We start from the raw sequence: 22,505 nt of genomic DNA, 5'->3' as shown, positions 1-22,505 counted from the left end.
GATACGATCTAGACACTCGCATCCTCGCAGGTCAACGGCACCTTTCTGCTATCGGGACGTCAGCCCGCCCAATTCCGCTGAATACCCAGGGTTAAGTTGCGGCCGACGAGGTCCGGCACCTGGCCGGCCGTGGCCTTGGTGAGGCTGAACCTCTTCGGTCGCGGCTGGCAGGGCTCAAGGCCCAGCTCGCGCATGAGCCGGCGGACCAGTTCCAGACCGGCGGTGACGCCCCAGCGGTCCAGCTGGGCCTGGATGCGCCGGTGGCCGTAGGCGCCGTCGGACATATCGAAGGCTTTCTCGATGAGCAGTTTCATTTCGTTGCGCCGTTGGGCCGTTGCGGATTCCGGGCGGGACCGCCAGTCGTAGTAGCCGGATCTGGACACGCCGAGCCGGCCGCACATGAACTCGACGCTGTATGCGTACTCCTCGGTGTCGAGCCGCATCTCGTCGATGAACTCGTACTTGCCTGCTACCGGGGATCCTTCGCGAAGTACGCTGCGGCTTTTTTCAGGAAGGTGACTTCCATCTCCAGCTCGCGGTTGCGTCGTTCGAGTTCCTTCAGCCGTGCCCGCTCGTTCACCATCAGCTCCGCATCTGGGGCGGGTTCCTGCTGCTTCTGGTGCTTCTTGACCCAGCCGCGCAGTGTCTCCGAGTTCAGCTCAAGCTCCCTGGCGACTTCGGAGATCGCCTTGCTCGACCTCAACGCGATCTGGACGGCTTCCTCGCGGAACTCCGGCGAGTACTTGCTGGGTGGCGCTATTTCTTCCTCGATTCCTGTTCAGGACAACCCTATTGGGTCCCTGTCCGGAAACTTCGTGGCCCCTCACGACCTCGGCGCCTACGGTGGGAGGAGGTTCGTCATGACAGACGGTGGCGGGCTGGGGCTGCATCTGCGGCGTGTCCTGCGCGCACCGCGTCCGGTGGAACTGGCCGCCTTCGGCCTGCCCTGCCACCCCCTGCCGGGCCGCTACCGGGTGCCGAGCGAGAAGACCCTGCGCAGCGTCCTGGGGCGTCTGGATCCCGCGAAATCAGTGCGGCGGGCTACGACCGCCTGCGGCCTCTGCTGTCCGTGCCTTCCCGCCTGCCGGACCGCTCATGCCCGACGGCGGAACCGAGCGCGAACAGCGCCGGGGTCACCGGGCCGCCACCCGAGCCGAGCCGGTGCGTTCCCGGCGCCGGGCGATCGCGGTGGACGGCAAGTGCCTCCGCGGCGCACGCCGACCGGACGGCCAGGTCTTCGTGCTGTCCGCCGTCCGCACACGGCAACTGCATCATCCTCGCCTCCCGCGAGATCGGCGCGAAGACCAACGAAATCCCGCCTTCGCGCCCCTGCTCGATCAGGTCGACGACGCCGACCTCGCAGACCGAGCAGACCTGGGAGGACGGGAAGGCCCGGTCCACCTTGGTGAAGGTGCGGCCGTGCAGAGCCGCCACGTACTCCAGCATGCCGACGAACGCGGACCATCCCGCGTCGTGTACGGACGCGGCGAGCCTGGTGCGTCCGAGACCGGACACCGCGAGGTCTTCCACGTGCACCGCTTGGTTGTCGCGAATGATCTGTGTGGACCCAGGTGCCGGGCGGCACCAGGTCCTCGACGAAGGCGACGTCCAGGTCGGCGAGGACAGGCAGCAGCCCGAGCGCCTCGTCCACCCGGCAGCGGCCGAGGCATCGCATGAACCGGCCGTCACCCGCTGCCTCCCGCAAGGGCTTTAGCGTCTTCGCGACCGCCTTCGGCTCGGCCAGGGTGAGGTTCACGCCGAAGGGCTGTGCAGCAGCTCCGTGACGGTCGTGACGCGGACTAGCGGTCGGTACAGGTCCATGACGTGCAGGGCCTGGGCGTGGTAGCTGTCGTCCACGCCGGCGCAGGCGTCGGCGACGACCAGCACCTCCACTCCCGCGTCGGCGGCGGCGAGCGCCGTGGACAGCACGCAGCAGTCTGTGCTGACGCCTGCCAGGACCAGGCGGCCCCCTGGTGCGGCTCGGGCGGCGAGTTCGGGGGTCCACTTGCCGAGGGTGGACGCGTCCAGGACGTCGTGCGCGAGGGGCGCGAACTCGTCCGTCAGCCGCCAGAGCGGGGCGGCGGCCGGCTGGAGGGCGAAGGGCCAGCGGTCGTAGTAGGCGCGCCAGGCTCCGGTGGGCTGCGCCGGGGCTATGAAGCGGGTGAAGGTGACGCGCTCGCCGAATGCCGGCAGCAGGCGTTGTACGCCTGCCGCCGCCTCTTTATAGCGGGGAGCCCCCCAGGGGCTAGCGGGGTCGGCGAAGACGTCCTGCATGTCGATGACGGCAAGCCAGCCGGTCGTCATACGGTCATCGCCCCCTCCTGTGCGCGGACGCGGTCGCACCCCAGGAGCAGGCTGCCGAGGAAGCCAGGGGCGAGGGCGGCGAGGTTGACGCGGGCCCGGGCCCCGGGCCTGCCGCCGAGCTTCAGGGGACTGAGCGGATGGTCCTGCCGGTCGGCTGAGGCGTGGGTGACCGGGCCCAAGCCCCAGCCACAGGCGGAGACGGCGGCGGCCAGGGCGAGCAGCAGCGGGCGGGCGGGTACCTCGCCGTGGCGGCCGTCAGGGCGGTAGAGATGGAGCGGTCGGTCCGCTGTCGTGTCGGGTCGGTGTTCCGTCATCGTCGACCTGTCTGTGCTGGTGGGTAGGTGGCGGAGGTGTAGCCGACGCCCGCGATCCACGGAGGGGACAGCCGGTGTCCACCTGGAGTGGTGGCCCCGGCCGGACCGGAATCGGCTCAGATACCGACCTCCGTGAGGCGTAACGCGAAGTGGGAGTGGAAGGCGGCCAAGACCAGAGAGCGGGACGACCGCCCTCAGATTGTCCTGGTGGAGTAACTCGGTGACGTCTCCCAGGTTTCCGGCGCCGCCGATAGAGTGGCCGGAGAGGCCGAGAAGCTGTGGACGACCCAGACGCAGCCGACCAGTGCGACGGCCCCGAGGGTCATCATGATCGTGTTCAGGACGCTTTTGGCGGTGACCATGCCGCCGTGGAAGAGAGCGAGGCCCGGCACCATCAGACAAAGAGCAGTGCCGAGCTTGCGGGCTCCACGACGGTAATTCGGGTGTCCGTGCGAGACTCCACAGCGGAGTCTATCCGAGGGAAACTTTGTTTCACAATACTAGACTGAAGTGTGTTACAGGACAGCTCCGTGGCTGGTCAAAGCCGGGTTTCAGTGTTGGGGGCTGTCCCCGAAGGCCGTCACGGTGAGGAACTGGATGGGGAGTTCGACCAGCGTCTCCGGCCCGTGCGGGGCCTCGCCGTCGAACTGGAGGGCGTCGCCGGGGCGCAACGTGTAGCTGGACTTGCCGTGGCCGTAGACCATGACGCCTTCCAGCATGTAGAGGAGTTCGGTGCCCGCATGCTGGAAGAGCGGGAAGACCTCGCTCTCCTCGGTCAGGGTGACCAGCAGGGCATCCATCCGCTTGTGGGCGCCCCGGAGCGAGCCGAGCTGGGCGTACTCGTGGCCGACCTTGGTGCCCCGCCGGACGATTCGGGCACCGTGACCGGCGGGGACGAAGACCGCCTCGCGTTCGTCGTCCATGCCGCGGAACAGGGCCGTGACGGGGATGTCCAGACCGCGGGCGAGCCGGGAGAGCGTGGTGAGGCTGCACGCGGTCTGGGCGTTCTCGATCTTCGACAGCATGGCCTTGGAGATGCCGACCCGCTGCGCCATGTCGCCGACCGACAGTCCGGCCGCCTGCCGGTACTCGCGGGCGCGCACCGCGATGATGCGCTCCAGCGCCTTGTCGTCGGGGTCCGCGGAGTCCGCTGCAGGGGTGGGGTGCTCGGTCACCGGCGCATCCTAGCCCGCGCGGTCCAGCCGGAAGCGCGGGTGGGGCTCAGCCCGGCCGGTGGCGAGGTCGGCCGCCAACGCGCCGAAGTACCGGCTCACTCCGCTCCCGGCCACGTCCAGGGCGCCGCTGATCACGTCGTCCGTCTGCAGGGCCTCGACCGCGTGCAGCAGGGTCGGCGGGAGTTCGGGGCCCTTGCCACCCGCGCCCGGCTCGCCGGGGTCCAGGCCCCGCTCGATGCCGTCCAGGCCGGCGGCGAGGGCGGCGGCAGCGGCGAGGTAGGGGTTTGCAGCGCCGTCTCCGCCGCGCAGCTCGATGCGGTTGCCGTCGGGGACGCGGACGAAGTGGGTGCGGTCGTTGCCGCCGTAACCCGCCACGCGCGGTGACCAGGTCGCGCCCGAGCGGGTGGAGACCGCGCCGGTGCGCTTGTAGGAGTTGGCCGTCGGGGCAATCACGGCCTGCAGCGCCCGCGCGTGCTCGACGATCCCGGCAAGGAAGGAATAGGCGAGCGGGGAGAGGCCCAGTCCGCGTGCGTCGGTGGCGTCGGTGGCGTCGGGGAAGGCGGGGTCGTCGCCCCGCCACAGCGACATGTGCATATGCATGCCGGTGCCGGTGCGGTCGATGAACGGCTTCGGCATGAACGTGACCGTCATGCCGCGCTGTTCGGCCAGTACCGACACCAGGTACCGCATGGTGATGACCCGGTCGGCCGTGGTGAGGGCGTCGGCGTGCTGGAAGTTCTGCTCGAACTGGCCGTTGCCGTCCTCGTGGTCGTTGGCGTAGTTGCCCCAGCCGAGGGAGTTCATGGCGCTGGAGACCGCGGTGAGGTGGTCGTACATCCGGGTCAAGCCGCGCGCGTCGTAACAGGGCTGGGCAGCGGTGTCCCTGACGTCGGCGACCCTGAGCACGCCGTGCTCGTCCCGGTTGACGAGGAAGTACTCGACCTCCGCGTCCACGGAGAGGGACAGCCCCTGCTCGGCGGCCCGCTCCAGCAGCCCGCGCAGGATGACGCGCGGGGCGTACGGCCAGGGTTTCCCCTCCACGTACGGGTCGCAGTGGACGAGCGCGAGACCGGGCTTGACGAAGGGAACAGGCGTGTACGAGGCCGCGTCCGGCCGGGCGACGACATCGGGGTCGCTGGGCCGCTGCCCCAGCGCGCCTGCCGCGTACCCGGCGAAGCCGACGCCCGCGTCCCGGAGTTCTTCGACGGCTTGGGCCGGGACGAGCTTGGCGCACGGTTTGCCGGTGAGGTCGACGAAGACGGCGAGTACGAACTCGATGCCGTCCGCGCGGACCAGCTCGGCGAGATCGGGGCGTCCGCTTCCGGGTCGGTCGTCATGGCCCTCCCAGGCGTCCACCGCGGTGAATCAATGTTGCATACAAGTAGACCCTGTGGGTGTTATGGCCGGATTTCCGCCGGGGAAGGTCCCGGTAAGCCGAAGGGGCCGGGCACCGCCTCCGAAGAGGCGGACCCGGCCCGGAGGTTTCGTCAGGACACGACGGCGGACGGTTCGCCGGAGCTCAGCTCGGACGAACCTCCCGAGGAGCGCCGCACCCACAGCGGCTTCAGCCGATAGGTCAGCAGGTACAGCACCGCGCCCGCCCCGGCCGCCACGAACATGCTCAGGTCGCCCGCGCCCGGGAACGCCTTCGAGAACGGCCCGGTGTAGAAGCTGGACTGCCAGAACGGCACCGAGGCGGCCACGCCTCCGGCCCAGGCGACGAAGCCCCAGTCCAGCACCCGGCACCGGTCGTAGAGCTCGGCGACGCGGGAGGGGTCGGAGCGGCCGCCGAGGTAGAAGTCGAGCAGGAGCACGGCCGCGAAGGGTGCGATGAAGTAGGCGGTCAGGTTGAGGAAGACCTTGAACTTGGCCTCCGTGCCCGACTCGCCCCACAGGCTGATGGCGTAGGCCAGCAGACAGATGACGGTGACCGCCTGGGAGCGGGAGACCGGGATCTTCAGCGTCTGGACGGAGATCGCGCCGCCGTAGACGTTGAGGAAGTTCTGCGCGAGGGCTGACAGGCCGACGGCGAGCAGAGCCGGGATCGCGAACGGGCCGGCCAGTTCGTGCAGGGCGGTGATGGAGTCGGAGCTGCTGGCGCTGCCGCCGACGACCACGCCCAGGATGCCCAGCCAGGCGATGGTGACGAAGTTGCCGAGGCCGGTGTACCAGGCGGTGCGGGTGACGACGTCGGGGGTGTCGGGGAGGTAGCGGGAGTAGTCGGAGGCGAAGGGCGCCCAGGCCACCAGGAAGGACAGGAACCAGCCGCCGAAGGTGACCCAGCCGCCGGTGGAGCCGATGTATCCGGAGGCCTTCGGGTCGGCGTGGAAGAGGCTGCCGCCGCGTACCACCGCGACCACGGTGATGAGCAGGAAGAGCGGGGTCAGGACGTACGTCAGGACCTTCTGGAGGTAGTTGATCATGTTGTAGCCGTAGATCGACACCACCAGTTCGACCGCGGTCAGCACGGCACCGCACAGCCAGTACGGCAGGTGCGTCAGCTCGGCGAACGCCTTGCCGCCCAGGATGACCGTGACCGCCGCCCAGCCGACGCCGGCGAAGACGTTGATGTAGGCCACGGGCAGGAAGTTGCCGAAGAAGCCGAGCGGGCCGCGCGCCTGGATCTGCTGCGGCACGCCGAGCCGGACACCCATCCGGGACATCACGGCCATCAGCACCGAGCCCAGCGCGGCCCCGACGACGATGGCCGTGACGGCGGCGCCGAAGCTCAGCCCGAACCAGGCCGCGCTGAAGCCGAGCAGGATGATCGGGAAGTTGAGACCGGCCGCGAACCAGACGAAGAACTGCGAACTGGGCCTGCCGTGCCGCTCGTTGTCGGGGATGTGGTCGACACCGAAGGGCTCGACCTTGGTGACCGCGCTGCCGTAGAGCGGCGCCGGTGTTCCGTCTGTCATGAGGTGCTCCTGCTCGGGTGGTCCGGGTTCACCACGGCAACGGCGCCGTGTGCGAGATGTCGAAGAAGCCGCCGCCGCTGTAGACCAGCGGGGCGAGGTCGTCGTGGCGGGCGGAGACCACCCGGCCGGTGAACACGGTGTGAGTGCCGGCCTCGAGCCGTTCGCCGATCTCGGCCTCCAGCCGGGCGCAGGAACCGTCGATCAGCGGGGTGCCGAAGTCACCTGGCGTCCAGCAGACCTGGGCGAACTTGTCGTCGCCCTTGGAGGCGAAGGTCTTCGCCACGTCGAGCTGGTCGGCGGCCAGGATGCTGATGCCGAGGTGGCTCGCCCGGTGCAGCGCGGGATGGGTGCTGGAACTGTGCTGGACGCAGACCAGGACCATCGGCGGGTCGAGCGAGATGCTGGAGAAGGCGTTGGCCGCGAGGCCGCGCGGTGTGCCGGCGTCGTGCACCCCGCGCACGAGGTCGGGGTCGACGGCCGCCTGCTTGGCGGTGGTGATGATCCCGAGTGCCTCGAGGAGCTGCCGGGAGTCGAAGGTCGCCCACTCCTCGGCGACCGTGGACCCGTCGAAGCGGGCGAAGGTCGCGCCGGACACCTCGACCGGTTTCCCGGTCGGCGGCACGCCGAGGAAGGCGCCGGTGTGCCGGCCGGTGCTGCGCCAGCGGATCGCCGGCCGGTCCCCGTCGTCGACGATGTCCTCGATCTCGGTGCGCAGGTCGGGGAAGGCCTCGCGCATGGCGCGGATGGAGTCCTTGAGCTGGTCGCGGCCCTGCACGGCGGACGCGGGTCCGCGACGGCGGACGTAGGCCGGGCTGAGCAGCTCGTCCAGGGCCTCGACGTGCCCGTGGTCCCAGGCGGCCCGCCAGGCGGAGCGGATCCGGGAGGTGCGGTCGGTGCCGGCGGTGCGATCAAGAGTGTGGGTCATGACGGTTCCCTCAGTCAGCTCTTGTATGGCAGAGGACCGTAGGGAGGGGCCGCTTCGATGTCAACACCTCATGCAGAAAAGCCTGATGATTGACGGCGGGACGATCAAATACACAGGTCAAGCTTGTTTCGACCCGGTTACGTCTTGACGGTGCAGACCCGGACTCCTAGCCTCACTGCCATGGCACAGAGTGAGTGGGAAGGTCACGGGATGCGGTTCTCGATATTCCACAATCCCGGATCGCCCGGACGGCTCGGTGAGTACGCCCAAGTCATGGACGAGGCCCGCGAGTTCGCGATCGCCGCGGAACAGGCCGGGTTCGCCGTCGAGAAGCGGGCTGCGGCCGGAACGGTCTTCGACATCCCGCTCAAGCACATCACGGACGCGACGATCCGATCCCACCACCAGACGAGCGAGGACCGGGTCCCGGACGGCCCCCGCGCCGACGAGATCGTCATCGGCCTGGCCGCCGCGGCACAGGGACGCCCACAGGCTCGCCTGGCGCCGTTGTCGACGGAACGATGACCGCGATGGGTGCGATGGGTGCGATGGGCGGGTCGGTGGCGTTGAGCCACGAGGAGCACGGCACCGGTCCCGATCTCATGCTGCTGCACGGGGTGGGCCTCGACCGGACCATGTGGCGGCGCTGCCTGCCGGCACTGGCCGAACGGCACCGCGTGACCGTGGTCGACCTGCGCGGGCACGGCGCGTCCCCGCCCGCCGTGCCCGGCGTGTCCTTGCAGGAACTGGCGGCCGACGTCGCGGCACTGCTGAACGGCCCCGCACATCTCGTGGGCTTCTCCCTCGGCGCCCTGATTGCCCAGCAACTGGCAGCCGTACGACCCGAGTTGACGGCCTCGCTCACCCTGGTCAGCTCGGTCGCCGGACGGTCGCAGGAAGCGAGGGCGGCGGTGGCACGGCGTCGGGAGCGGGCCCTGGAGGACTTCGAGGCGTCGGCGCACGCGGCGGTGGAGCGCTGGTTCTCGCCCGAGTGGCGGACCCGGGAACCGGAGCTGGCCCGGTCGGTCCTCTCCACCCTGCTGAAGAACGACCGCACGTCGTACCTGGCCTGCTACGACGTCTTCGCCACCGCGGACGCAGGCCTGTGGCCCCGCCTGCCCGACATCACGGCACCGACCCTCGCGGTGACGGGCGCGGACGACCCCGGTTCGACGCCGGCGATGTCCCGTCTGCTGGCCGACCGGATCTCCGGCGGCCGGGCGCTCATCGTGCCCGGAACACGTCACCTGCTTCCGCTGGAGCGCCCGAAGGAGCTCATCGAGGCGATCCTTCACCACACGGAGGCGATGACGGCGCCCCACTAGGGGCTCAGGGCCGCGTCGGCATGCGGCTCCGCCGAGTGGCCGCGAGCAACCACCCACAACCCGCCCCGAGGAGCAGCCCGCATGACCCCACTCCCTCGCCACCAGCACTACATCGCCGGCGAGTGGACAGCCCCCGCCTCCGGCGAGTACTTCGAGAGCGTCAACCCGACCACCGGCCTGGCCTGGTACGAGGCGGCCGACGGAACCGCCGAGGACATCGACCGCGCCGTCAAAGCCGCCCGAACCGCCTTCGAGGACCCCCGCTGGCGCGACCTCAGCCAGACCGGACGAGGCCGCCTCGAACATGGGCAGCTGACCGGTGGAGACCTGCGTGGCCGGGAACTGGCGCAGCCAGTTGGTGAGGACGGCGTTGACGTCCCAGGTGAGGGATTCCGACTCGGAGCTGGCCATGGCGTCACCGGTCCAGCCGTTCTTCTCCCGGGACGGGGCGTCGGTCGGCTTCTGTACGAGGTTGTTCTGCTCGGCCCACTCCAGGTTGCGCTGGAGGCGGTTGAGGAGGGTGTTGTCGGTGGTGAAGGTGCCGGTGCGGGCGAAGCCGGAGCGGGCGACGCCGACGGTCAGGATGTCCGCGTCCCGGGTGAGGTCGGGGGTCCGGCCGAGAACGGCCTCGAGGTTCATGACCTCCAGGTAGCGGAAGCCGAAGTGGCTGAACTGCTGTTCCCAGGTCTGCGTCGGCCGACGGCCCAGCGTGTAGTAGCGCGTTTGGAGGTTGGCGTCGTGCTGGAAGTTCTCCTCCTCCACGGAGAACGGGGAGGCGGCCGTGCCGTCGCCGCCGCTGATGCGGTTGCCACCCCGGATGCGGAGGGTGAGGCCCTCCTTGTCGGAGCGGACGCCGGTGAGGGACAGACCGAGGCCGGTCATGATCTGGCCGTAGTCCAGGATCCAGACGCCCGAGCCGGGTGCCGTCTCGGTGAGCGATATCGGGCGCAGAGTCTGGTTGACCAGCACCGGTTCCGCCTCGTGGGCACGTACCGTCGCCGCTCGGAAGCCGTCGAAGATCGTCGTGGCGGGGAGTGCGCCGTGGTACTCGGGGGACGGTCCGGAGCAACTGCCGGGCGGGATCAGCGCGGTGGCCGGACGCCAGTCGCGGCCGGTGCGGTGGCCGACCGAGCGCCACTCACCCAATTCGTCGGCGCGGCGGGCGTCGTACTTCTCTCCCGAGTAGACCGAGTCGAAGGTCGTGGGCCCGTCCGTGGTGAGCCAGTCCTTGTCGGTGACGAGGGTGGTGGCGGAGCCGTCGGTGTACGTCACGACGAGCTTCGCGCGCAGGCGGGGCTCGCCGCTGTAGGGGGCGAGCTGCCAGTACCACTCCTGAGGGGTCGTCACCCCGTACCAGCCACGGCCGAGTTCGGCGGCGACGACGTTCTCGCGGCCGTCCCGGAGCAGCCCGGTGAGGGCCGTATCGATCGTGTGCCGAGCAGGTCCGCCCGGTGGTCCGGGGGGAACTCCTCGCTCGGAGGGACGACGTTGCCCCCTGTCATGAAGTCAGTCGGCACCGCGTCGATCGTGTCGGCTGATCGGTGTGCGGCCGCAGGCCGACGGTCACTCGCCGACGCGTCATACCTGAGGCGTACCGGTGATCGGCACCGAGTGGCACCGCGGTACCACTCGGGCGGCGAAGTGTCTCCCGTAGTCCCAGGGTCCGGGCCGACCGCGCTCGTAACGTCGACTGCAGAGGTCGCGGCGCCCGCCCGGCCGTGTCCGAGGCGAAAGGCGTACACCATGATCGAAGCGCGTGAACTGACGAAACGGTACGGCGACAAGACCGTCGTCGACGGGTTGAGCTTCACCGTCAAGCCCGGTGAGGTCACCGGCTTCCTCGGCCCCAACGGTGCCGGCAAGTCCACCACCATGCGCATGGTCGTCGGTCTGGACGCCCCCACCAAGGGCTCGGTGACCGTCAACGGCACGTCGTACGCGAAGCACACGGCACCACTGCACGAGATCGGCACCCTGCTGGAGGCCAAATCCGTCCATCCCGGCCGCAGCGCGTTCAACCATCTGATGGCGCTCGCGTACACGCACGGCATTCCGCGCCGCCGGGTCGACGAGGTCATCGAACTGGCCGGGCTGACCAGCGTGGCCGGCAAACGGGTCGGGGCCTTCTCGCTCGGCATGGGCCAGCGGCTCGGTATCGCGGCGGCCCTGCTCGGCGACCCCGCGATCGTCATGCTCGACGAGCCGGTCAACGGCCTCGACCCCGAGGGCGTGTTGTGGGTGCGCAACCTCCTGCGCCAGCTGGCCGATGAGGGCCGGGCGGTGATGCTCTCCTCGCACCTGATGAGCGAGACCGCGCTGATCGCCGATCACCTGGTGATCATCGGCCGTGGACGGTTGCTCGCGGACACCACCGTCGACGACTTCACCCGGGAGGCGAGCGGCGGCGGTGTGAGGGTCGCCAGCGCCGATGCCACCCGGCTGCGCTCGTTGCTGGCGGGCCCGGACGTCACGATCTCCTCCTCGTCCGCCGAGGAACTCCTGGTGTCCGGACGCGACGCCCGGGAGATCGGGCGGATCGCGGCCGAGCACGGGGTGGCGTTGTACGAACTCACCCCGCAAGCCGTCTCGTTGGAGGCGGCGTTCATGGACTTGACCAGGGACGTCGTCGAGTACCAGAGTCATCCCGTCGAGACCGGGCGAAAGGCAGCCTGATGACCGTCACCGAACTCTCTCCCTCCCGGGCCTACAAGGTCACCGGTCCGCGGATACTGCGCTCGGAGTGGGCCAAGTTCTGGTCACTGCGCTCCAGTTGGATCACCCTCGGCGTCGCCGTGGTCCTGCTGATCGCCCTCGGCTCGATCGCCTCCGCTACGTACAGCCCCGACGCCACCGCCCAGGGCGGACCGCCCGGACCCGGCTCCGGCGACCAGGACGCTGTCAGCCTCGCCCTGCTCGGGGTCACCTTCGCGTCGCTGGCCGTCGGTGTGCTCGGCGTCCTGCTGTCGGCCGGGGAGTACACCACGGGCATGATCCGCTCCACCCTTACCGCCGTCCCCCGCCGCCTGCCCGTCCTGTGGTCCAAGGCCGCCGTGATCGGCCCCATCACCCTGGTCCTGACCACGCTCGGCGCCCTGGCCGCGTTCCAGCTGGGCACCCTGGGCCTGGACGGCGAGAAGATCGCCCTGTCCCTGGGCGACGACGGTGTGCTGCGCAGCCTGGCCGGTGCCGGGCTTTACCTCGCCCTGGTCGCTGTCGCGGGTGTCGCCCTGGGAATGCTGCTGCGCTCCAGCGCCGGCGCGATCGCGGTCCTGGTCGGCGTCCTGCTCATCCTCCCCGGCCTGGCCTCCCTTCTGCCCGACTCCCTCTACGACAACATCAACCCCTACTTCCCCAGCAACGCGGGCTCGGCGGTGTACGCCCTGCACCAGTCCTCCGACACCCTCTCCCCTGGGGCGGGACTCGCCGTCTTCGCCGGCTGGGTGGCCCTCACCCTCGCCGCAGCCGCCTGGCGGCTTCGCAAGAGCGACGCCTGAGCCATTGGGGATCATGAGACGGGCCCCTGCGACTGCCGCCCGGGGGACGGCCACCGCGCCGTCCCCCGGACTCGCCGACGCCTGGGCGCATCCGCTGTTGGGCCGAATGCTGCGCGGTCAAAGCGCCCGGCGCCGACTGGACCAGCGGCATCCGTGGCTGCTCGACACCGCGGTCGTCCTCGTCGTCGCCCTGTTCAGCCTCCCTGACGTGCTCTCCGACGGCCGCCACGGCCCCTTCGGGGACATGACCGACCCCAGCCGGTTGCCGGCCCCGCTGCTGGTCGCCTTCGCCGTCGCGCTCGTCGTACCGCTATGGTGGCGCCGCAGGACCCCGGCCCTCACGTACTTCCTGATTTCCGCGGTGTCCCTGGCCCAGTGGTCGCTGGGGGTGTGGCAGCAGACCGGCATGGCCGCGCTCATCGCCCTCTACAGCCTGGCCCTGCACGGATCACTGCGCGTGCTCGGCTGGGCCGCTGCTCTCACCGCGGCGGAACTGAGCCTGGCGGTCTGGCTCCTGGCCCCCGTCAAGCACCCGTTCCTCGGCCTCTTCTTCCTGCTGGGCACGGCGACGGCGGCCATCGCCATCGGCCTGACCCTGCGGATCCGCCGCCTCTTCCTGACGGCGCTGGAGGACCGGGCCACACGTTTGGAGATCGAGCACGACCAGCGCGTCCGGCTCACCACCGCCGCCGAACGCACCCGCATCGCCCGCGAGATGCACGACATCATCGGCCACAACCTCTCCGTCATGGTCACCGTCGCCGATGGCGCCGCCACCCTCGCCACCAACCGCGGCGAGACAACCGCCGACGCCTTGCACACTCTCGCCGACACCGGCCGCCAGGCGATGAGCGAACTCCGGCGCGTCCTCGGCGTGCTGCGCGAGGAGCGGGGACATGAAGAAGACGTACGGCCGCTCGGCCCGCAGCCCGGCATCCGTGACCTGGACCCGTTGCTGGCGCGCGTGCGCGCGGCGGGGCTGCCCGTGACCTACCGGACCATGGACGACCTCGACGCCCTCAGCAGCGGTGTTCAGCTCACCGTGTACCGCATCGTCCAGGAAGCCCTCACCAACACCCTCAAACACGCCAGCCCGGGCTCCACGGCCGACGTCACCGTCGCCAGGGAGGCCGGTACCGTGCACATCAAGGTCGCCGACACCGGCGTACCCGCCGCCGGGGCGCGGTCCGGCGCCGCCGGGCACGGTCTCGTCGGCATCCGCCAGCGGGCCGCCATGTACAGCGGCACCGTCACCCTCGGCCCGCCCGCTACCGGCCATGGCTGGCTCGTCGACGTCGTGCTCGATGTACCCCCGGGAGATCATCAGCCATGACCACCGTCCTCATCACCGACGACCAGCCCCTGCAACGCATGGGCGTGCGCATGCTTCTGGAGGGCACCCCCGGTCTGACCCCGGTCGGCGAGGCCGCCCACGGCGCCGAGGCCGTCCGCATGACCGCCGAACTCCGCCCCGACGTCGTCCTCATGGACATCCGCATGCCCGGCATGGACGGCATCGAGGCGACCCGCCGGATCGTCGCCGCGGGCGGCCGCACCCGCGTCCTCATCGTCACCACTTTCGACCTCGACGAGTACGCCTACGAAGGCCTGCGCGCCGGCGCCGGTGGCTTCCTCCTCAAGGACGCCCGCCCCGAGGAACTCGTCGCCGGCATCCACGCGGTCGCCGCCGGCGACGCCGTCGTCGCCCCTCGCCTCACCCGCCGCCTCCTGGACGCCTACACCCACCGGGTCCTGGCCCCCGCGGACACCCCGCCCGCCGAGGACCCCCGCCTGCAGACCCTCACCGACCGCGAACGCGAAGTCCTCGTCGCCATCGGCCAGGGCTGGACCAACACCGAGATCGCCGAACGCCTCGTCCTGACCGAATCCACCGTCAAGAAACACGTGGGCCGGGTCCTCGCCAAGATCGGCGCCCGCGACCGCATCCAGGCCGTGATCACTGCGTACGACACCGGGCTGGTCAAGGCCCAGTCGTAGTTCGCCAGCAGCAAGCCGTCGACGGTGCGCAGATGCTCCGCGGCATGGTGGACGATGTGCGGGGTGTTGCGTTCGCACCGCAGCCGCACCCCCGGTGCCGCGTCGCGCACCAGGGCGGCCAGCGCCCGGCCGAAAGTTGCCAAATGCATGTCGGTCACGACCAGGGTGAACTCACGCCGCGCGTGGGCGGGTTCGAAGCCGGGGGGGCCGGAAGACCCAGTCCGCCGAGCCTAGCGCCTGCGCCGTGTGCGCAGCAGGGCGAGCTGGTAGGCGTTCCCCACGCGGATGAGCAGTTCGTCGTTGGAGTGGCGGCGAAGCCGTGGCCGCGGCCCTGTGATCAGGGCTGCCCTTGCCGCCTCCCGCGTCACTGAGGGCACCGCTTCTGCGGTGATTGCGGCACTACCCACTTGGCCATCTGCCGATGCCGCGCTGGTCAGGTCGTGGAAGCAACGGGGCCGGGCGGCAGGTGGACCGTCATGATCAGGCTGCAGGTCTCGGTGCCCGAGCCGCGGTAGGTGTGAGGGATGTCGCCGTCGAACGTGGCGGTGTGTCCGGCTTCCAGGGTGTGTTCGGTGCCGTCGACGACCAGGGTCATCCGGCCGGAGATGACGCTGACGGTTTCCACGACTCCGGCCTGGTGGGGTGGCTGGGGTATTCCTCGTCCGGTTGCAGTTGCCAGCGCCAGACCTCGACAGGGGCCGCGCCCGAGGTGGTCAGCATGAGCCGGGCCTCGCTCCCCCGTTCTCCCGTCCACAGCGGCGCCACGGTGTCGACGGCCACGACGCGGACGCGGCCTTCGGCAGGTCCCTGCATCAGGGCGGACACCGAGATGCCGAGGGTGTCGGCCAGGCGGACCAGGGTGGCCAGGTTGGGGTTGCCCTGGGCTTTCTCCAGTGCCACCAGAGCTCCCTTGCTGACCTGGGCGCGTCGGCCGAATTCCTCCAGGGACAGGCCCGCACGGGTGCGGGCGGCCCGGACGTTGTGCGCAACTGTCCGCAGGGCTGCGCCTGTCTCGATCATCTGATCTCCCTCGTTCGCCACCGACCACCTCAATGCACCGCGCGGTCGTTCGGTTGACACGGACCGGTCGTTACGTTGTACGGCGCGGTCGTTCGAATGACAGTAAGGGATGTGCTGTGATCGCTCTGCTGCTGGCCCTGGGCAGCTCGGTCGCGTATGGGTGCGCCGACTTCCTCGGCGGCCTCGGCGCCCGTAAGGCTCATGTGCTGCGTACGGTGATGATCGCGGCTCCCGCGTCTCTCGTGGTCGAGCTGCTGCTGTGGCCGGTGCTCGGCGCATCGTTCAGCGCCGGCGCCCTTGGCTGGGGTGCCGCGTCCGGGGCCGCCTCCGCCGCCGCGTTCACTCTGCTCTACCGCACGCTGGCGATCGGCCCGATGAACGTCCTGTCGCCCATGACCGCGCTGGTGTCCGCCGCTCTGCCGGTCGGGGTGGGCCTGTTGCAGGGCGAACACCTTGCCGTCGCCGGACTGGCGGGTCTGCCGCTCGCACCGGTGGCGGTCGTCCTGGTCAGCGCCGGACCCGGCGCCGGGTCGGCGCGCCCCTCCCGTACGGCGTTGCTGCTGGCCTTCGGCGCGGGCGCCGCCATCGCTCTGCAGCTGGTCTTCCTGCACCAGACGCCGTCCGACAGCGGGGTGGCGCCGCTGATCGTGGGCCGGGCGGTCTCCTCGGCCGTCACCCTGGTCGCGGCGGGGGTGATGTACCGGAGGCTGGGCTCGGAGCGGCCCGCGTACGCGATGTCGGCCGCCGCGGGTGTGCTGGACTCCGTGGCGAACCTGCTGTTTCTGCTCGCCGCCCGCAGCGGGCACCTCGCCGTCGTCGCCGTGATCGTCGCCCTCCACCCTGCCGGCACGGTCCTGCTCGCCCGCGGCGTGCTCGCCGAACGCGTGCACCGCGGGCAGCTCGTCGGCCTGGGCACCGCCGCCGTCGCCGTCGGCCTCCTCGCCCCGACCTGAGCAGCCCTGTAGGCCACCCCACAGCCGACGATGCAAGGAGACCAGCATTGTTCATCCAGCCCTGGGACGCCGGCCTCGACGAAGCCGAATGGCAGACCTGGATCGCCGAAGGCCACGACTTCAGCCAACTGAGCGTCAACGGCCTGCCCGGCCACCCGCCCGTCGCCGTGCCCACCCACTTCACCAGCGACGGAACCCATCTCCTGGTCCACCTCGCCCGGCCCAACCCGGTCTGGAAGGCGATCGAGCACGACCCTGACATCCTCTTCACCGTCTTCGGTGACTACGCCTTCATCCCCGGCCCCTGGCGCGCCAAGGCCGGCACTCCGCCCACCGACGGTGTCCCCACCAGCTACTACACAGCCGTCCAGTTCACCTGCCGCGCCCATGGCGTCGACGACCCCGAGGCCAAGGCAGAGCTGCTGCGCCGCCAGCTCGCCCACTTCCAGCCCGACGGCGACCACCCCCCCATCGCCGTCGACCAGCCGCCCTACGGCCGGATGCTGTCCGGCATCCGCGGCCTGCGCCTGGAGGTCACCGACGTCCTGGCCAAGTTCAAGTACGACGACCACAAGCCCGTCGAGCACCGCACCGCCGTCGCCGATCGCCTCACCGAGCGCCGCCAGGGCCTGGACGTTCCCACCGCGCGCCAGCAGCTCCGCCGCCTGGACCGCATCGGCCCATGGAAGCCCTGACGCTGCCCCCACCGCCCCCGTACGCACGCAGGAAACGGAAAACCCGCCCATGCCCGCCTTCCGCATCGCCCCCGCCGTCGCAGCGGCCTTCCCCGACACGCTCATCGCCCTGGTCACCGCCACCGGCCTGCGCGGCCACGAACCCTGGCCCCACACCACCGCCGCCCTGGAAGACCTGGAGCAGCAGCTGGCCGACGCCACCTGGCACCCCGCCGACGAAAGCGACCCCCGCATCGAGGCCTGGCACACCGCCTACCGCTTCTTCGGCACCAACCCCCGCCGCATCCGACCCAGCGTCGACGCCCTCGGCCGCCGCCTTGCCAAGAAGGGAACGCTGCCGCGCATCAACCCGACCGTCGACTCCTACAACGCCGTCTCCGTCCGGCACGGCCTTCCCTCCGGCGCCTTCGACCTGGACCACGTCACCGGCGACGTCGACATCCGATATGCGGACGGCAGCGAAGAGTTCACCCCGCTCGGCGAACCCGACACCGTCGAGAACCCCAGGCCCGGCGAGATCATCTACGCGGACACCACCGGCGTCCTGACCCGCCACTGGAACCACCGCGACGCCCACCGCACCCGTGTCACCGAGAACTCCACCCACGTCGCCTTCGTCCTCGAAACCCTCCACGCCACCCGCGACGGCGACCTCCTCAAGGTCGCGGCGGAGGAACTGCAGGGCCTGCTTGCCCCGCACACCGCACAGATGGCCGTGTACTACCTCAGCCCGGCGCAGCCCCAGGCCACCGTCTGAGACGAGCGCATGCATGACGGAGCCGCGAGGGCCCGCGCTGCGGCGGGCACCTCGCGCCTGTCGGTCCGTAATCGCGATTGCCGGCGTACCGCGCTACGAGCCGATCCGCGCCGGGTCGCCGTATGCCTTCGGGCCGTTCGCGCAGGGGTCGTGGCGGTAACTCGCCGGAGCCTGCGGCGCGTTGATCTGCGGCAGGACCGAGGCGAAGGTGCCGGCGATCACCTTGTGGCCGACGGGGTTGGGGTGGGGGTCCTGCTTGGTGCAGGCCCAGGTCAGTTGACAGATGGTGGCCACGTTCGTGGGTACCGCGCCGTAGCCGGGCACATTGACGGGGGTGACGTCGTCCGAGGCGAAGGCGCCGGCCACGTCCGCCACCTTGAATCCGGCGGCGGCATACACCTGCGAGATGGCCGCGTTCTCGGCCCTGACCAGGGAAACCGATTGCGTGGCGGTCTGCTGGCCGGCCGCACCCCTGAGCCATTGCGCCAGGAACGGGTTGTAGTACGTCGCGCCCGTGTACTGGGTGCCGGGCGTACCCGCCTGGCGCAGCGCGCGAGTTATCCGCGTCAGGTTCGCCGGGATGGCCTGTGCGGCGCGGTTCACGCAGGTCTGGTCCATGGCACCGGTCTTGTCGTCGGCGCAGGCCAGGATGTCGTTGGCGCCGATGTCGATCGTCACGTAACCGACGTGGCCGCGGTGCTGGGCCAAGGCCTTCACGGCGGCGTCCAGTTGGGACTTGGCGTTCGGGTAGTGGCAGGTACCGCCTTTGATCAGCGATGCGCTGGTCTCACCGTCACAGCCGAGGCGTATGTGCTTCAGCCCGGGCTGGTGGCGCTTGAGCTGCGCGTAGAGCTGGTCGGTGTATGCGACATGTGTGTCCCTGTCGACGTCCGGCTGGTAGCCGACGGCAAGCGAGTCACCGATCGAGATGTAGTACGTCGAGTCCTTGCCACCGCTCGGTGAGTCGGCGGCAGCCACGCCGGGCGCGCTCAGTACGACCGCCAACGCGGCGGCGACGAGTGGGGGAGCCTTGTGCGTGCTCATCTGTTATGCGCGCTCTCTGTTCAGTCTGTGAGGGGTGAGTACGTACGCCCCCGGGTGCGGACCCCGGGGTTCCGAACCGTGTCAGCGGACACGGTGGCCTGCGCGGTACACCGCGTGGATGTCGGTGACCGCGGAGATGTCGTCGACCGGGGAGCTGCCGAGCACGAGGAGGTCGGCGTCCGCGCAGGGGCGCAGCGCGCCCTTGCGTCCGGCCCGGCCCACCGCCTTGGCGGCCTCGGTGGTCGCGGAGCGCAGCACGTCACGGGTCGGCATGCCCAGTTCGGCGAGCTGGAGGAGCGCGTGGGGGTAGACGCCGTGCGGTTTGTCGGGAGCGATGCCGGAGTCGGTTCCGGGGACGACCCGGGCACCCGAGGCGATGACCTTGGCCACGAGGTCCCAGAACTCGGTGATGCGAGCGGCCACGGGCGGAGGAAGAGGGGCGTTGCTGGGCAGCATGCCCACCGTGACACTGACGAACGTTCCTCGCCGCACGACCTCGTCCACCAGGTCCTGGCGCAGGCCGACGCCGTCGGAAGTCATGAAGGAGAAGTGCTCGATGGTGTCGAAGCCGGCCTCGATCACGTCCGCTATCGCCGGGACGGCGTGGGCGTGGGCGGCCGCGGTGAGTCCGCGCCGGTGCGCCTCGCCGGCGATCAGCTGCAGGTCGGACAGGTCGTACTGCTGGTGCAGGGAATTGGAGCCGGGCGTCATGGTGCCGCCGCTGGCCATCACCTTCACCACGTCGCAGCCGCGTTCGGCGCGTTCGCGGACCGCTGCCCGCAGTGCGTCGGCGCCCTCGGCCTCGCCGCCGAGGAAGTGGCAGTGGCCTCCGTGGGTGGTGACCGGCGGGCCCGCGGCGATGATGTCGGGGCGCTGGGTCGGCGGCACCTTGTCGCGCAGCGCGAGGGTGAGGTAGTCGCGGTCGCCGAGGTCCCGGACGGTCGTGACACCGGTCGCCAGCGTGGTCGCCGCAGCCGCGCGTGCGGTTTCCAGAACGGTCTCGTGGTCGTCGGACGCCACGTGCGCCACGGCGTCCGTGGTGCCGTCCCAGCACAGATGCACATGAGCGTCGATCAGGCCGGGAAGCAGCCATGCGTCCGGACCGAAGTCCGTCACCACCGCGTGCCCCGGCGCTGCCGCTCCCGTGAAATCCACGTCGCGGATCACACCGTCCTCGACCAGCACCATGCCCGATTGCCTGACATCCACGCCGTCGAAGACGTGCCCTGCCCGGAGCGCCAGCAGTTCGCTGCGCATAACTGTCATCTCCAAGAAACCGAGTGTGGGGGGGGAGGGCAGGCCAGGGAGATGCGCCGAAGCGGTCGGTGGCGACGACAAACGACTCGTCTTACGTTCCCGGCCTGCCCGTGAGTCCAACTCTCGCCATGACCAGGGGGTTTGGGAACCAGAGATCACCGATGACGGGCATAGACGAGATCGATACCGACTCCAGCGACCCAGCAGGCTCCGCCCGAGTCAGGCCGCGACGGCGGTCGGGGAAGGCATCGGCTCGGGGCTGCGTGCCCGCTCCAGGTGAGCGAGTGCCTCCGCCAGTCGGGCCCGCTGCCGGACAAGGACCGTCTTGTTCTCTATGGGCACGGGCGGTCGGCCGTTGGCGGCCCGGCGCCCTGCCGCCCGGTCGGCCTCGGTCCGGGCCTGGTACTTCCTCAGTTTCTCCTGATGGGCCGCCGTCTCCGAGGCCAGCCGCTTCTCCGCGCGGGCCACGATGCGTTCGGCGGCCTCGACCTTGATCCTTATCTCGTTGGCGGACGGCAGGGCCCGCTGATAGAGCCGGTCCCGGGCCGTGCGGGCCCGGGCGAGCAGATCACACAGGCGTGACAGCCGCGGCCAGTCGTCACGCGGCGGCTCGCCCTCAACGTCCGTGGTGTCGCCGGTCTCGACGCGCCAGGCATGGTCGCCCGCGTCGTCCATGAGCACGCTGATCTCGTCCTCGCACCGGGCGATGACAGCCTCGAGACGCGGCAACTGCTTGTTGGAGTCACGGGACGCGTTCGCGTCCATTGGCTAGCCGTCCACTGCGACCGCCGACAGATCGACCAGCCCCCGACTGCCGCACAGAGCCAGCACCTGCACGAACAGCTGGGTCAGCGCGTCGCGGTGACGTTGGACGAACCGCGCGACGGTGGAATGGTCCACTGCGTGGTTCGCGGTGATGATTCGGCAGCCGAGATCGTCCCAGCAGGCACGCTCGATGCCACGCGAGGAGCGTATGCCCTTGCTGTAGCAGTAGAAGATCAGCGCCACCAAGGCGGCCGGCGGGTAGGCGACACCACCCTGCCCGTCGGCACGATAGCCGTCCTCGAAGGCCGAGAGATCGAGCCCGTCGACCACCTCAAGCACTCTCCAACACAAGTGCCCTGGCGGCAGCCACTCCCGGGCACTCTTCGGCATCTCAAGATCACGTTCGCGGTCGCACAGCAGGAAGTTCCGCCCCACCGACCCAGACTCCAACGTCCCTGCAACGACTGGAACCGAACATCGAATCGTTCTTGACTCCAGGACGGGGAAGGTCGTGCGACAGCCTCTCACCTGCCCAGCCCGTGCACCGAAACCCTCAACTCCCGGACCTGGAAGGCCACTAGGCTCGAAGAACCGACGGCCCGTCACCCGCTACGACGTGGGCAAGACCGTGAAACGACCCGACAGCATCACCGAACGAAACCGACCCAGACCATAAAGAACAAGCTGAGAGCCTGTGTCATATCCCCGGCCGGGGATGTGACACAGGCTCTACGGACGGCCCTGCCGTGGCTGCCCAGAAGAAGTGGTGACTCATGGCTGGGAGGCTGACGGGCAGGACGGCCGTCGTGACCGCGGCAGCAAGGGCATCGGGCAGGAGATCACTCGCAGGCTCGCGGCGGAGGGCGCGGACATCGCGGTGGCGGACATCGATCCCGCCGCGAGACGCGGGAACTCGTCACGCAGACCGGTCAGCGAATTTTCAGCGACAAGGTCGACGTCTCGGACGAGGACGCAGTTGAGGGGTTCGCCGCCCGGGTCCGACATGAGCTCGGCGCCTGGGCCCTGGACCGCCTCGGCCACCTCACCTCGGTCCTCCCTCACCCGTGGCCTCGTCATGCACCACGCGATCCCCGAGACACTCAAAGAGGTCTACGGCATCGGCGGCGCGGTGCCCCGCACCCACCGGTGGGCCCCACCGCCCAGCACCGTCTGACGCGACCCGGGTAATTCAGTATTTTGACATAGGTTTCTTTTCATAGGTAACTTGTTCTCGTGACCGGAATCAATGAGGCTCCTCCGAGCCAGGGCGTCGACCAGGTGGCCGCAGGCCTCGTGGCGTGCCTGCCCACGCTGAACCGGTCTGTCAAACAGAGCATCGACCGGCGACTGCCCTATCCCAAGCTCCCCGAGCGGCAGTTGGCCCTGCTCCAGTACGTCGCCGAGCACGACGGCGCGACCGTCCACAAGGCTGCCGGCGCGCTGCGGATGGTGCCGAACAACGTCAGTGCCCTAGTAGGACTCCGTTAGGTTGTTCTGGCTCTTGGGTTTTCGCTGGTGGGGGTTGTTCTGGGCAGGGGGCGCTGGCAGGTGGTGCAGGTGCCGG

23 protein-coding genes and 7 pseudogenes are annotated in these 22,505 nt (G+C 69.9%); 14 read left to right on the top strand and 16 right to left on the bottom strand.

The genetic code is table 11. The annotated features are described in order from the left end of the window. Nucleotides 1-59: 59 nt before the first annotated feature. Nucleotides 60-443, bottom strand: coding sequence for an IS3 family transposase (locus ACZ5SK_RS47525; RefSeq protein WP_468419322.1), 384 nt, complete (start codon nucleotides 441-443; stop codon nucleotides 60-62). 26 nt (nucleotides 444-469) lie between these two features. Next, a complete protein-coding gene (locus ACZ5SK_RS47520) occupies nucleotides 470-703 on the bottom strand; it encodes a transposase (protein WP_334573851.1) in 234 nt (77 codons plus the stop codon). 202 nt (nucleotides 704-905) lie between these two features. Between ACZ5SK_RS47520 and ACZ5SK_RS47515 the strand changes: the two are divergent. Next, nucleotides 906-1,359, top strand: a pseudogene (locus tag ACZ5SK_RS47515) (ISAs1 family transposase); the annotation flags it as partial. Nucleotides 1,360-1,398: 39 nt separating this feature from the next. On the opposite strand, the pseudogene ACZ5SK_RS47510 reads toward ACZ5SK_RS47515, so the two are convergent. From ACZ5SK_RS47510 to ACZ5SK_RS47475, 8 genes and pseudogenes are all read right to left on the bottom strand, one after another. Then, a pseudogene (locus ACZ5SK_RS47510) lies at nucleotides 1,399-1,446 on the bottom strand (hypothetical protein); the annotation flags it as partial. Nucleotides 1,447-1,752: 306 nt separating this feature from the next. Further along, nucleotides 1,753-2,304: a cysteine hydrolase family protein gene (locus tag ACZ5SK_RS47505; protein ID WP_334573853.1), complete on the bottom strand. Its 552-nt coding sequence runs from the start codon at nucleotides 2,302-2,304 to the stop codon at nucleotides 1,753-1,755. Next, the gene (locus ACZ5SK_RS47500) at nucleotides 2,301-2,618 is read right to left on the bottom strand and encodes a hypothetical protein (RefSeq protein ID WP_334573855.1); all 318 of its coding nucleotides are present in this window, start codon (nucleotides 2,616-2,618) and stop codon (nucleotides 2,301-2,303) included. The genes ACZ5SK_RS47505 and ACZ5SK_RS47500 overlap by 4 nt, the downstream gene beginning before the upstream one ends. Nucleotides 2,619-2,812: 194 nt before the next feature. Continuing rightward, nucleotides 2,813-3,013 (bottom strand): hypothetical protein, encoded by a 201-nt coding sequence (locus ACZ5SK_RS47495; RefSeq protein WP_334573857.1) that lies wholly within the window; start codon nucleotides 3,011-3,013, stop codon nucleotides 2,813-2,815. Nucleotides 3,014-3,169: 156 nt separating this feature from the next. Next, entirely contained in the window at nucleotides 3,170-3,793 is a 624-nt protein-coding gene (locus ACZ5SK_RS47490) for a helix-turn-helix domain-containing protein (protein ID WP_334573859.1), read from the bottom strand. A 9-nt stretch (nucleotides 3,794-3,802) separates the two neighbouring features. Beyond that, complete coding sequence (gene glnT, locus ACZ5SK_RS47485; RefSeq protein ID WP_457495992.1) at nucleotides 3,803-5,149, bottom strand: type III glutamate--ammonia ligase; 1,347 nt, start codon at nucleotides 5,147-5,149, stop codon at nucleotides 3,803-3,805. A gap of 131 nt (nucleotides 5,150-5,280) precedes the next feature. Further along, the gene (locus ACZ5SK_RS47480; protein WP_468578039.1) at nucleotides 5,281-6,708 is read right to left on the bottom strand and encodes a purine-cytosine permease family protein; all 1,428 of its coding nucleotides are present in this window, start codon (nucleotides 6,706-6,708) and stop codon (nucleotides 5,281-5,283) included. A 28-nt stretch (nucleotides 6,709-6,736) separates the two neighbouring features. Then, complete coding sequence (locus tag ACZ5SK_RS47475) at nucleotides 6,737-7,633, bottom strand: flavin reductase (RefSeq protein WP_468578038.1); 897 nt, start codon at nucleotides 7,631-7,633, stop codon at nucleotides 6,737-6,739. A 180-nt stretch (nucleotides 7,634-7,813) separates the two neighbouring features. Between ACZ5SK_RS47475 and ACZ5SK_RS47470 the strand changes: the two genes are divergently transcribed. The 3 genes and pseudogenes from ACZ5SK_RS47470 to ACZ5SK_RS47460 form a co-directional block, all read left to right on the top strand. After that, nucleotides 7,814-8,158, top strand: coding sequence for an amino acid synthesis family protein (locus ACZ5SK_RS47470; RefSeq protein ID WP_334573866.1), 345 nt, complete (start codon nucleotides 7,814-7,816; stop codon nucleotides 8,156-8,158). Further along, entirely contained in the window at nucleotides 8,155-8,958 is an 804-nt protein-coding gene (locus tag ACZ5SK_RS47465) for an alpha/beta fold hydrolase (RefSeq protein ID WP_468578036.1), read from the top strand. The genes ACZ5SK_RS47470 and ACZ5SK_RS47465 overlap by 4 nt, the downstream gene beginning before the upstream one ends. A gap of 81 nt (nucleotides 8,959-9,039) precedes the next feature. Next, nucleotides 9,040-9,195, top strand: a pseudogene (locus ACZ5SK_RS47460) (carnitine dehydratase); the annotation flags it as partial. A gap of 75 nt (nucleotides 9,196-9,270) precedes the next feature. On the opposite strand, the pseudogene ACZ5SK_RS47455 reads toward ACZ5SK_RS47460, so the two are convergent. Then, nucleotides 9,271-10,365: pseudogene (locus ACZ5SK_RS47455) on the bottom strand (family 78 glycoside hydrolase catalytic domain); the annotation flags it as partial. Nucleotides 10,366-10,701: 336 nt separating this feature from the next. Here ACZ5SK_RS47455 and ACZ5SK_RS47450 point away from each other — a divergent pair. Genes ACZ5SK_RS47450 through ACZ5SK_RS47435 form a run of 4 tightly spaced genes read left to right on the top strand, consistent with a single transcriptional unit; the run spans nucleotide 10,702 to nucleotide 14,450 of the window. Beyond that, a complete protein-coding gene (locus tag ACZ5SK_RS47450; protein WP_334573869.1) occupies nucleotides 10,702-11,631 on the top strand; it encodes an ABC transporter ATP-binding protein in 930 nt (309 codons plus the stop codon). Further along, nucleotides 11,631-12,452, top strand: a complete 822-nt coding sequence (locus tag ACZ5SK_RS47445; RefSeq protein WP_334573871.1) for an ABC transporter permease — start codon at nucleotides 11,631-11,633, stop codon at nucleotides 12,450-12,452. The genes ACZ5SK_RS47450 and ACZ5SK_RS47445 overlap by 1 nt, the downstream gene beginning before the upstream one ends. Nucleotides 12,453-12,465: 13 nt before the next feature. Then, nucleotides 12,466-13,785, top strand: a complete 1,320-nt coding sequence (locus ACZ5SK_RS47440; RefSeq protein ID WP_468578034.1) for a sensor histidine kinase — start codon at nucleotides 12,466-12,468, stop codon at nucleotides 13,783-13,785. Further along, entirely contained in the window at nucleotides 13,782-14,450 is a 669-nt protein-coding gene (locus ACZ5SK_RS47435) for a response regulator transcription factor (RefSeq protein ID WP_334573874.1), read from the top strand. Before ACZ5SK_RS47440 ends, ACZ5SK_RS47435 begins: the two co-directional genes overlap by 4 nt. A gap of 433 nt (nucleotides 14,451-14,883) precedes the next feature. Here ACZ5SK_RS47435 and ACZ5SK_RS47430 read toward each other — a convergent pair. Then, nucleotides 14,884-15,470 (bottom strand): annotated as a pseudogene (locus ACZ5SK_RS47430) (helix-turn-helix domain-containing protein). A gap of 116 nt (nucleotides 15,471-15,586) precedes the next feature. Here ACZ5SK_RS47430 and ACZ5SK_RS47425 point away from each other — a divergent pair. From ACZ5SK_RS47425 to ACZ5SK_RS47415, 3 genes are read left to right on the top strand one after another with little or no spacing between them, the layout of a single operon-like run. After that, nucleotides 15,587-16,423, top strand: a complete 837-nt coding sequence (locus tag ACZ5SK_RS47425) for a DMT family transporter (protein ID WP_361710785.1) — start codon at nucleotides 15,587-15,589, stop codon at nucleotides 16,421-16,423. A gap of 47 nt (nucleotides 16,424-16,470) precedes the next feature. Further along, nucleotides 16,471-17,118, top strand: coding sequence for an FMN-binding negative transcriptional regulator (locus ACZ5SK_RS47420; protein WP_468578032.1), 648 nt, complete (start codon nucleotides 16,471-16,473; stop codon nucleotides 17,116-17,118). 49 nt (nucleotides 17,119-17,167) lie between these two features. Continuing rightward, nucleotides 17,168-17,875 carry a B3/B4 domain-containing protein gene (locus ACZ5SK_RS47415; protein WP_334573877.1) on the top strand — a complete coding sequence of 236 codons (708 nt, stop codon included), beginning with the start codon at nucleotides 17,168-17,170 and terminating at the stop codon, nucleotides 17,873-17,875. 93 nt (nucleotides 17,876-17,968) lie between these two features. On the opposite strand, the gene ACZ5SK_RS47410 is transcribed toward ACZ5SK_RS47415, so the two are convergent. From ACZ5SK_RS47410 to ACZ5SK_RS47395, 4 genes are all read right to left on the bottom strand, one after another. Then, entirely contained in the window at nucleotides 17,969-18,919 is a 951-nt protein-coding gene (locus tag ACZ5SK_RS47410; protein WP_334573878.1) for an SGNH/GDSL hydrolase family protein, read from the bottom strand. Nucleotides 18,920-19,000: 81 nt separating this feature from the next. Then, on the bottom strand, nucleotides 19,001-20,185 hold the full coding sequence (locus ACZ5SK_RS47405) for an amidohydrolase family protein (protein ID WP_361710799.1): 1,185 nt from the start codon (nucleotides 20,183-20,185) through the stop codon (nucleotides 19,001-19,003). Between the two features lie 210 nt (nucleotides 20,186-20,395). After that, the gene (locus ACZ5SK_RS47400; RefSeq protein WP_468578029.1) at nucleotides 20,396-20,941 is read right to left on the bottom strand and encodes a hypothetical protein; all 546 of its coding nucleotides are present in this window, start codon (nucleotides 20,939-20,941) and stop codon (nucleotides 20,396-20,398) included. A gap of 3 nt (nucleotides 20,942-20,944) precedes the next feature. Further along, complete coding sequence (locus ACZ5SK_RS47395; protein ID WP_468578040.1) at nucleotides 20,945-21,331, bottom strand: transposase; 387 nt, start codon at nucleotides 21,329-21,331, stop codon at nucleotides 20,945-20,947. Between the two features lie 121 nt (nucleotides 21,332-21,452). On the opposite strand from ACZ5SK_RS47395, the pseudogene ACZ5SK_RS47390 reads away from it, so the two are divergent. The 3 genes and pseudogenes from ACZ5SK_RS47390 to ACZ5SK_RS47380 all read left to right on the top strand — a co-directional run. Next, nucleotides 21,453-21,617, top strand: a pseudogene (locus tag ACZ5SK_RS47390) (NF041680 family putative transposase); the annotation flags it as partial. A gap of 323 nt (nucleotides 21,618-21,940) precedes the next feature. Beyond that, nucleotides 21,941-22,115, top strand: a pseudogene (locus tag ACZ5SK_RS47385) (oxygenase MpaB family protein); the annotation flags it as partial. 59 nt (nucleotides 22,116-22,174) lie between these two features. Next, nucleotides 22,175-22,429 carry a hypothetical protein gene (locus tag ACZ5SK_RS47380; protein ID WP_334573882.1) on the top strand — a complete coding sequence of 85 codons (255 nt, stop codon included), beginning with the start codon at nucleotides 22,175-22,177 and terminating at the stop codon, nucleotides 22,427-22,429. Nucleotides 22,430-22,505 lie beyond the last annotated feature (76 nt).

It is taken from the genome of Streptomyces sp. NPDC031474, from assembly GCF_055581185.1.
This window is presented reverse-complemented; position numbering and strand designations above follow the sequence as displayed.

Excerpts from the sequence above, each read along its gene's own strand:
- ACZ5SK_RS47525 (WP_468419322.1), bottom strand. The coding sequence starts at position 443 with ATGCGGCTCGACACCGAGGAGTACGCATACAGCGTCGAGTTCATGTGC.
- ACZ5SK_RS47505 (WP_334573853.1), bottom strand. The coding sequence starts at position 2,304 with ATGACGACCGGCTGGCTTGCCGTCATCGACATGCAGGACGTCTTCGCC.
- ACZ5SK_RS47500 (WP_334573855.1), bottom strand. The coding sequence starts at position 2,618 with ATGACGGAACACCGACCCGACACGACAGCGGACCGACCGCTCCATCTC.
- ACZ5SK_RS47495 (WP_334573857.1), bottom strand. The coding sequence starts at position 3,013 with ATGGTGCCGGGCCTCGCTCTCTTCCACGGCGGCATGGTCACCGCCAAA.
- ACZ5SK_RS47480 (WP_468578039.1), bottom strand. The coding sequence starts at position 6,708 with ATGACAGACGGAACACCGGCGCCGCTCTACGGCAGCGCGGTCACCAAG.
- ACZ5SK_RS47475 (WP_468578038.1), bottom strand. The coding sequence starts at position 7,633 with ATGACCCACACTCTTGATCGCACCGCCGGCACCGACCGCACCTCCCGG.
- ACZ5SK_RS47470 (WP_334573866.1), top strand. The coding sequence starts at position 7,814 with ATGGCACAGAGTGAGTGGGAAGGTCACGGGATGCGGTTCTCGATATTC.
- ACZ5SK_RS47465 (WP_468578036.1), top strand. The coding sequence starts at position 8,155 with ATGACCGCGATGGGTGCGATGGGTGCGATGGGCGGGTCGGTGGCGTTG.
- ACZ5SK_RS47450 (WP_334573869.1), top strand. The coding sequence starts at position 10,702 with ATGATCGAAGCGCGTGAACTGACGAAACGGTACGGCGACAAGACCGTC.
- ACZ5SK_RS47445 (WP_334573871.1), top strand. The coding sequence starts at position 11,631 with ATGACCGTCACCGAACTCTCTCCCTCCCGGGCCTACAAGGTCACCGGT.
- ACZ5SK_RS47440 (WP_468578034.1), top strand. The coding sequence starts at position 12,466 with ATGAGACGGGCCCCTGCGACTGCCGCCCGGGGGACGGCCACCGCGCCG.
- ACZ5SK_RS47435 (WP_334573874.1), top strand. The coding sequence starts at position 13,782 with ATGACCACCGTCCTCATCACCGACGACCAGCCCCTGCAACGCATGGGC.
- ACZ5SK_RS47415 (WP_334573877.1), top strand. The coding sequence starts at position 17,168 with ATGCCCGCCTTCCGCATCGCCCCCGCCGTCGCAGCGGCCTTCCCCGAC.
- ACZ5SK_RS47410 (WP_334573878.1), bottom strand. The coding sequence starts at position 18,919 with ATGAGCACGCACAAGGCTCCCCCACTCGTCGCCGCCGCGTTGGCGGTC.
- ACZ5SK_RS47405 (WP_361710799.1), bottom strand. The coding sequence starts at position 20,185 with ATGACAGTTATGCGCAGCGAACTGCTGGCGCTCCGGGCAGGGCACGTC.
- ACZ5SK_RS47400 (WP_468578029.1), bottom strand. The coding sequence starts at position 20,941 with ATGGACGCGAACGCGTCCCGTGACTCCAACAAGCAGTTGCCGCGTCTC.
- ACZ5SK_RS47395 (WP_468578040.1), bottom strand. The coding sequence starts at position 21,331 with ATGCCGAAGAGTGCCCGGGAGTGGCTGCCGCCAGGGCACTTGTGTTGG.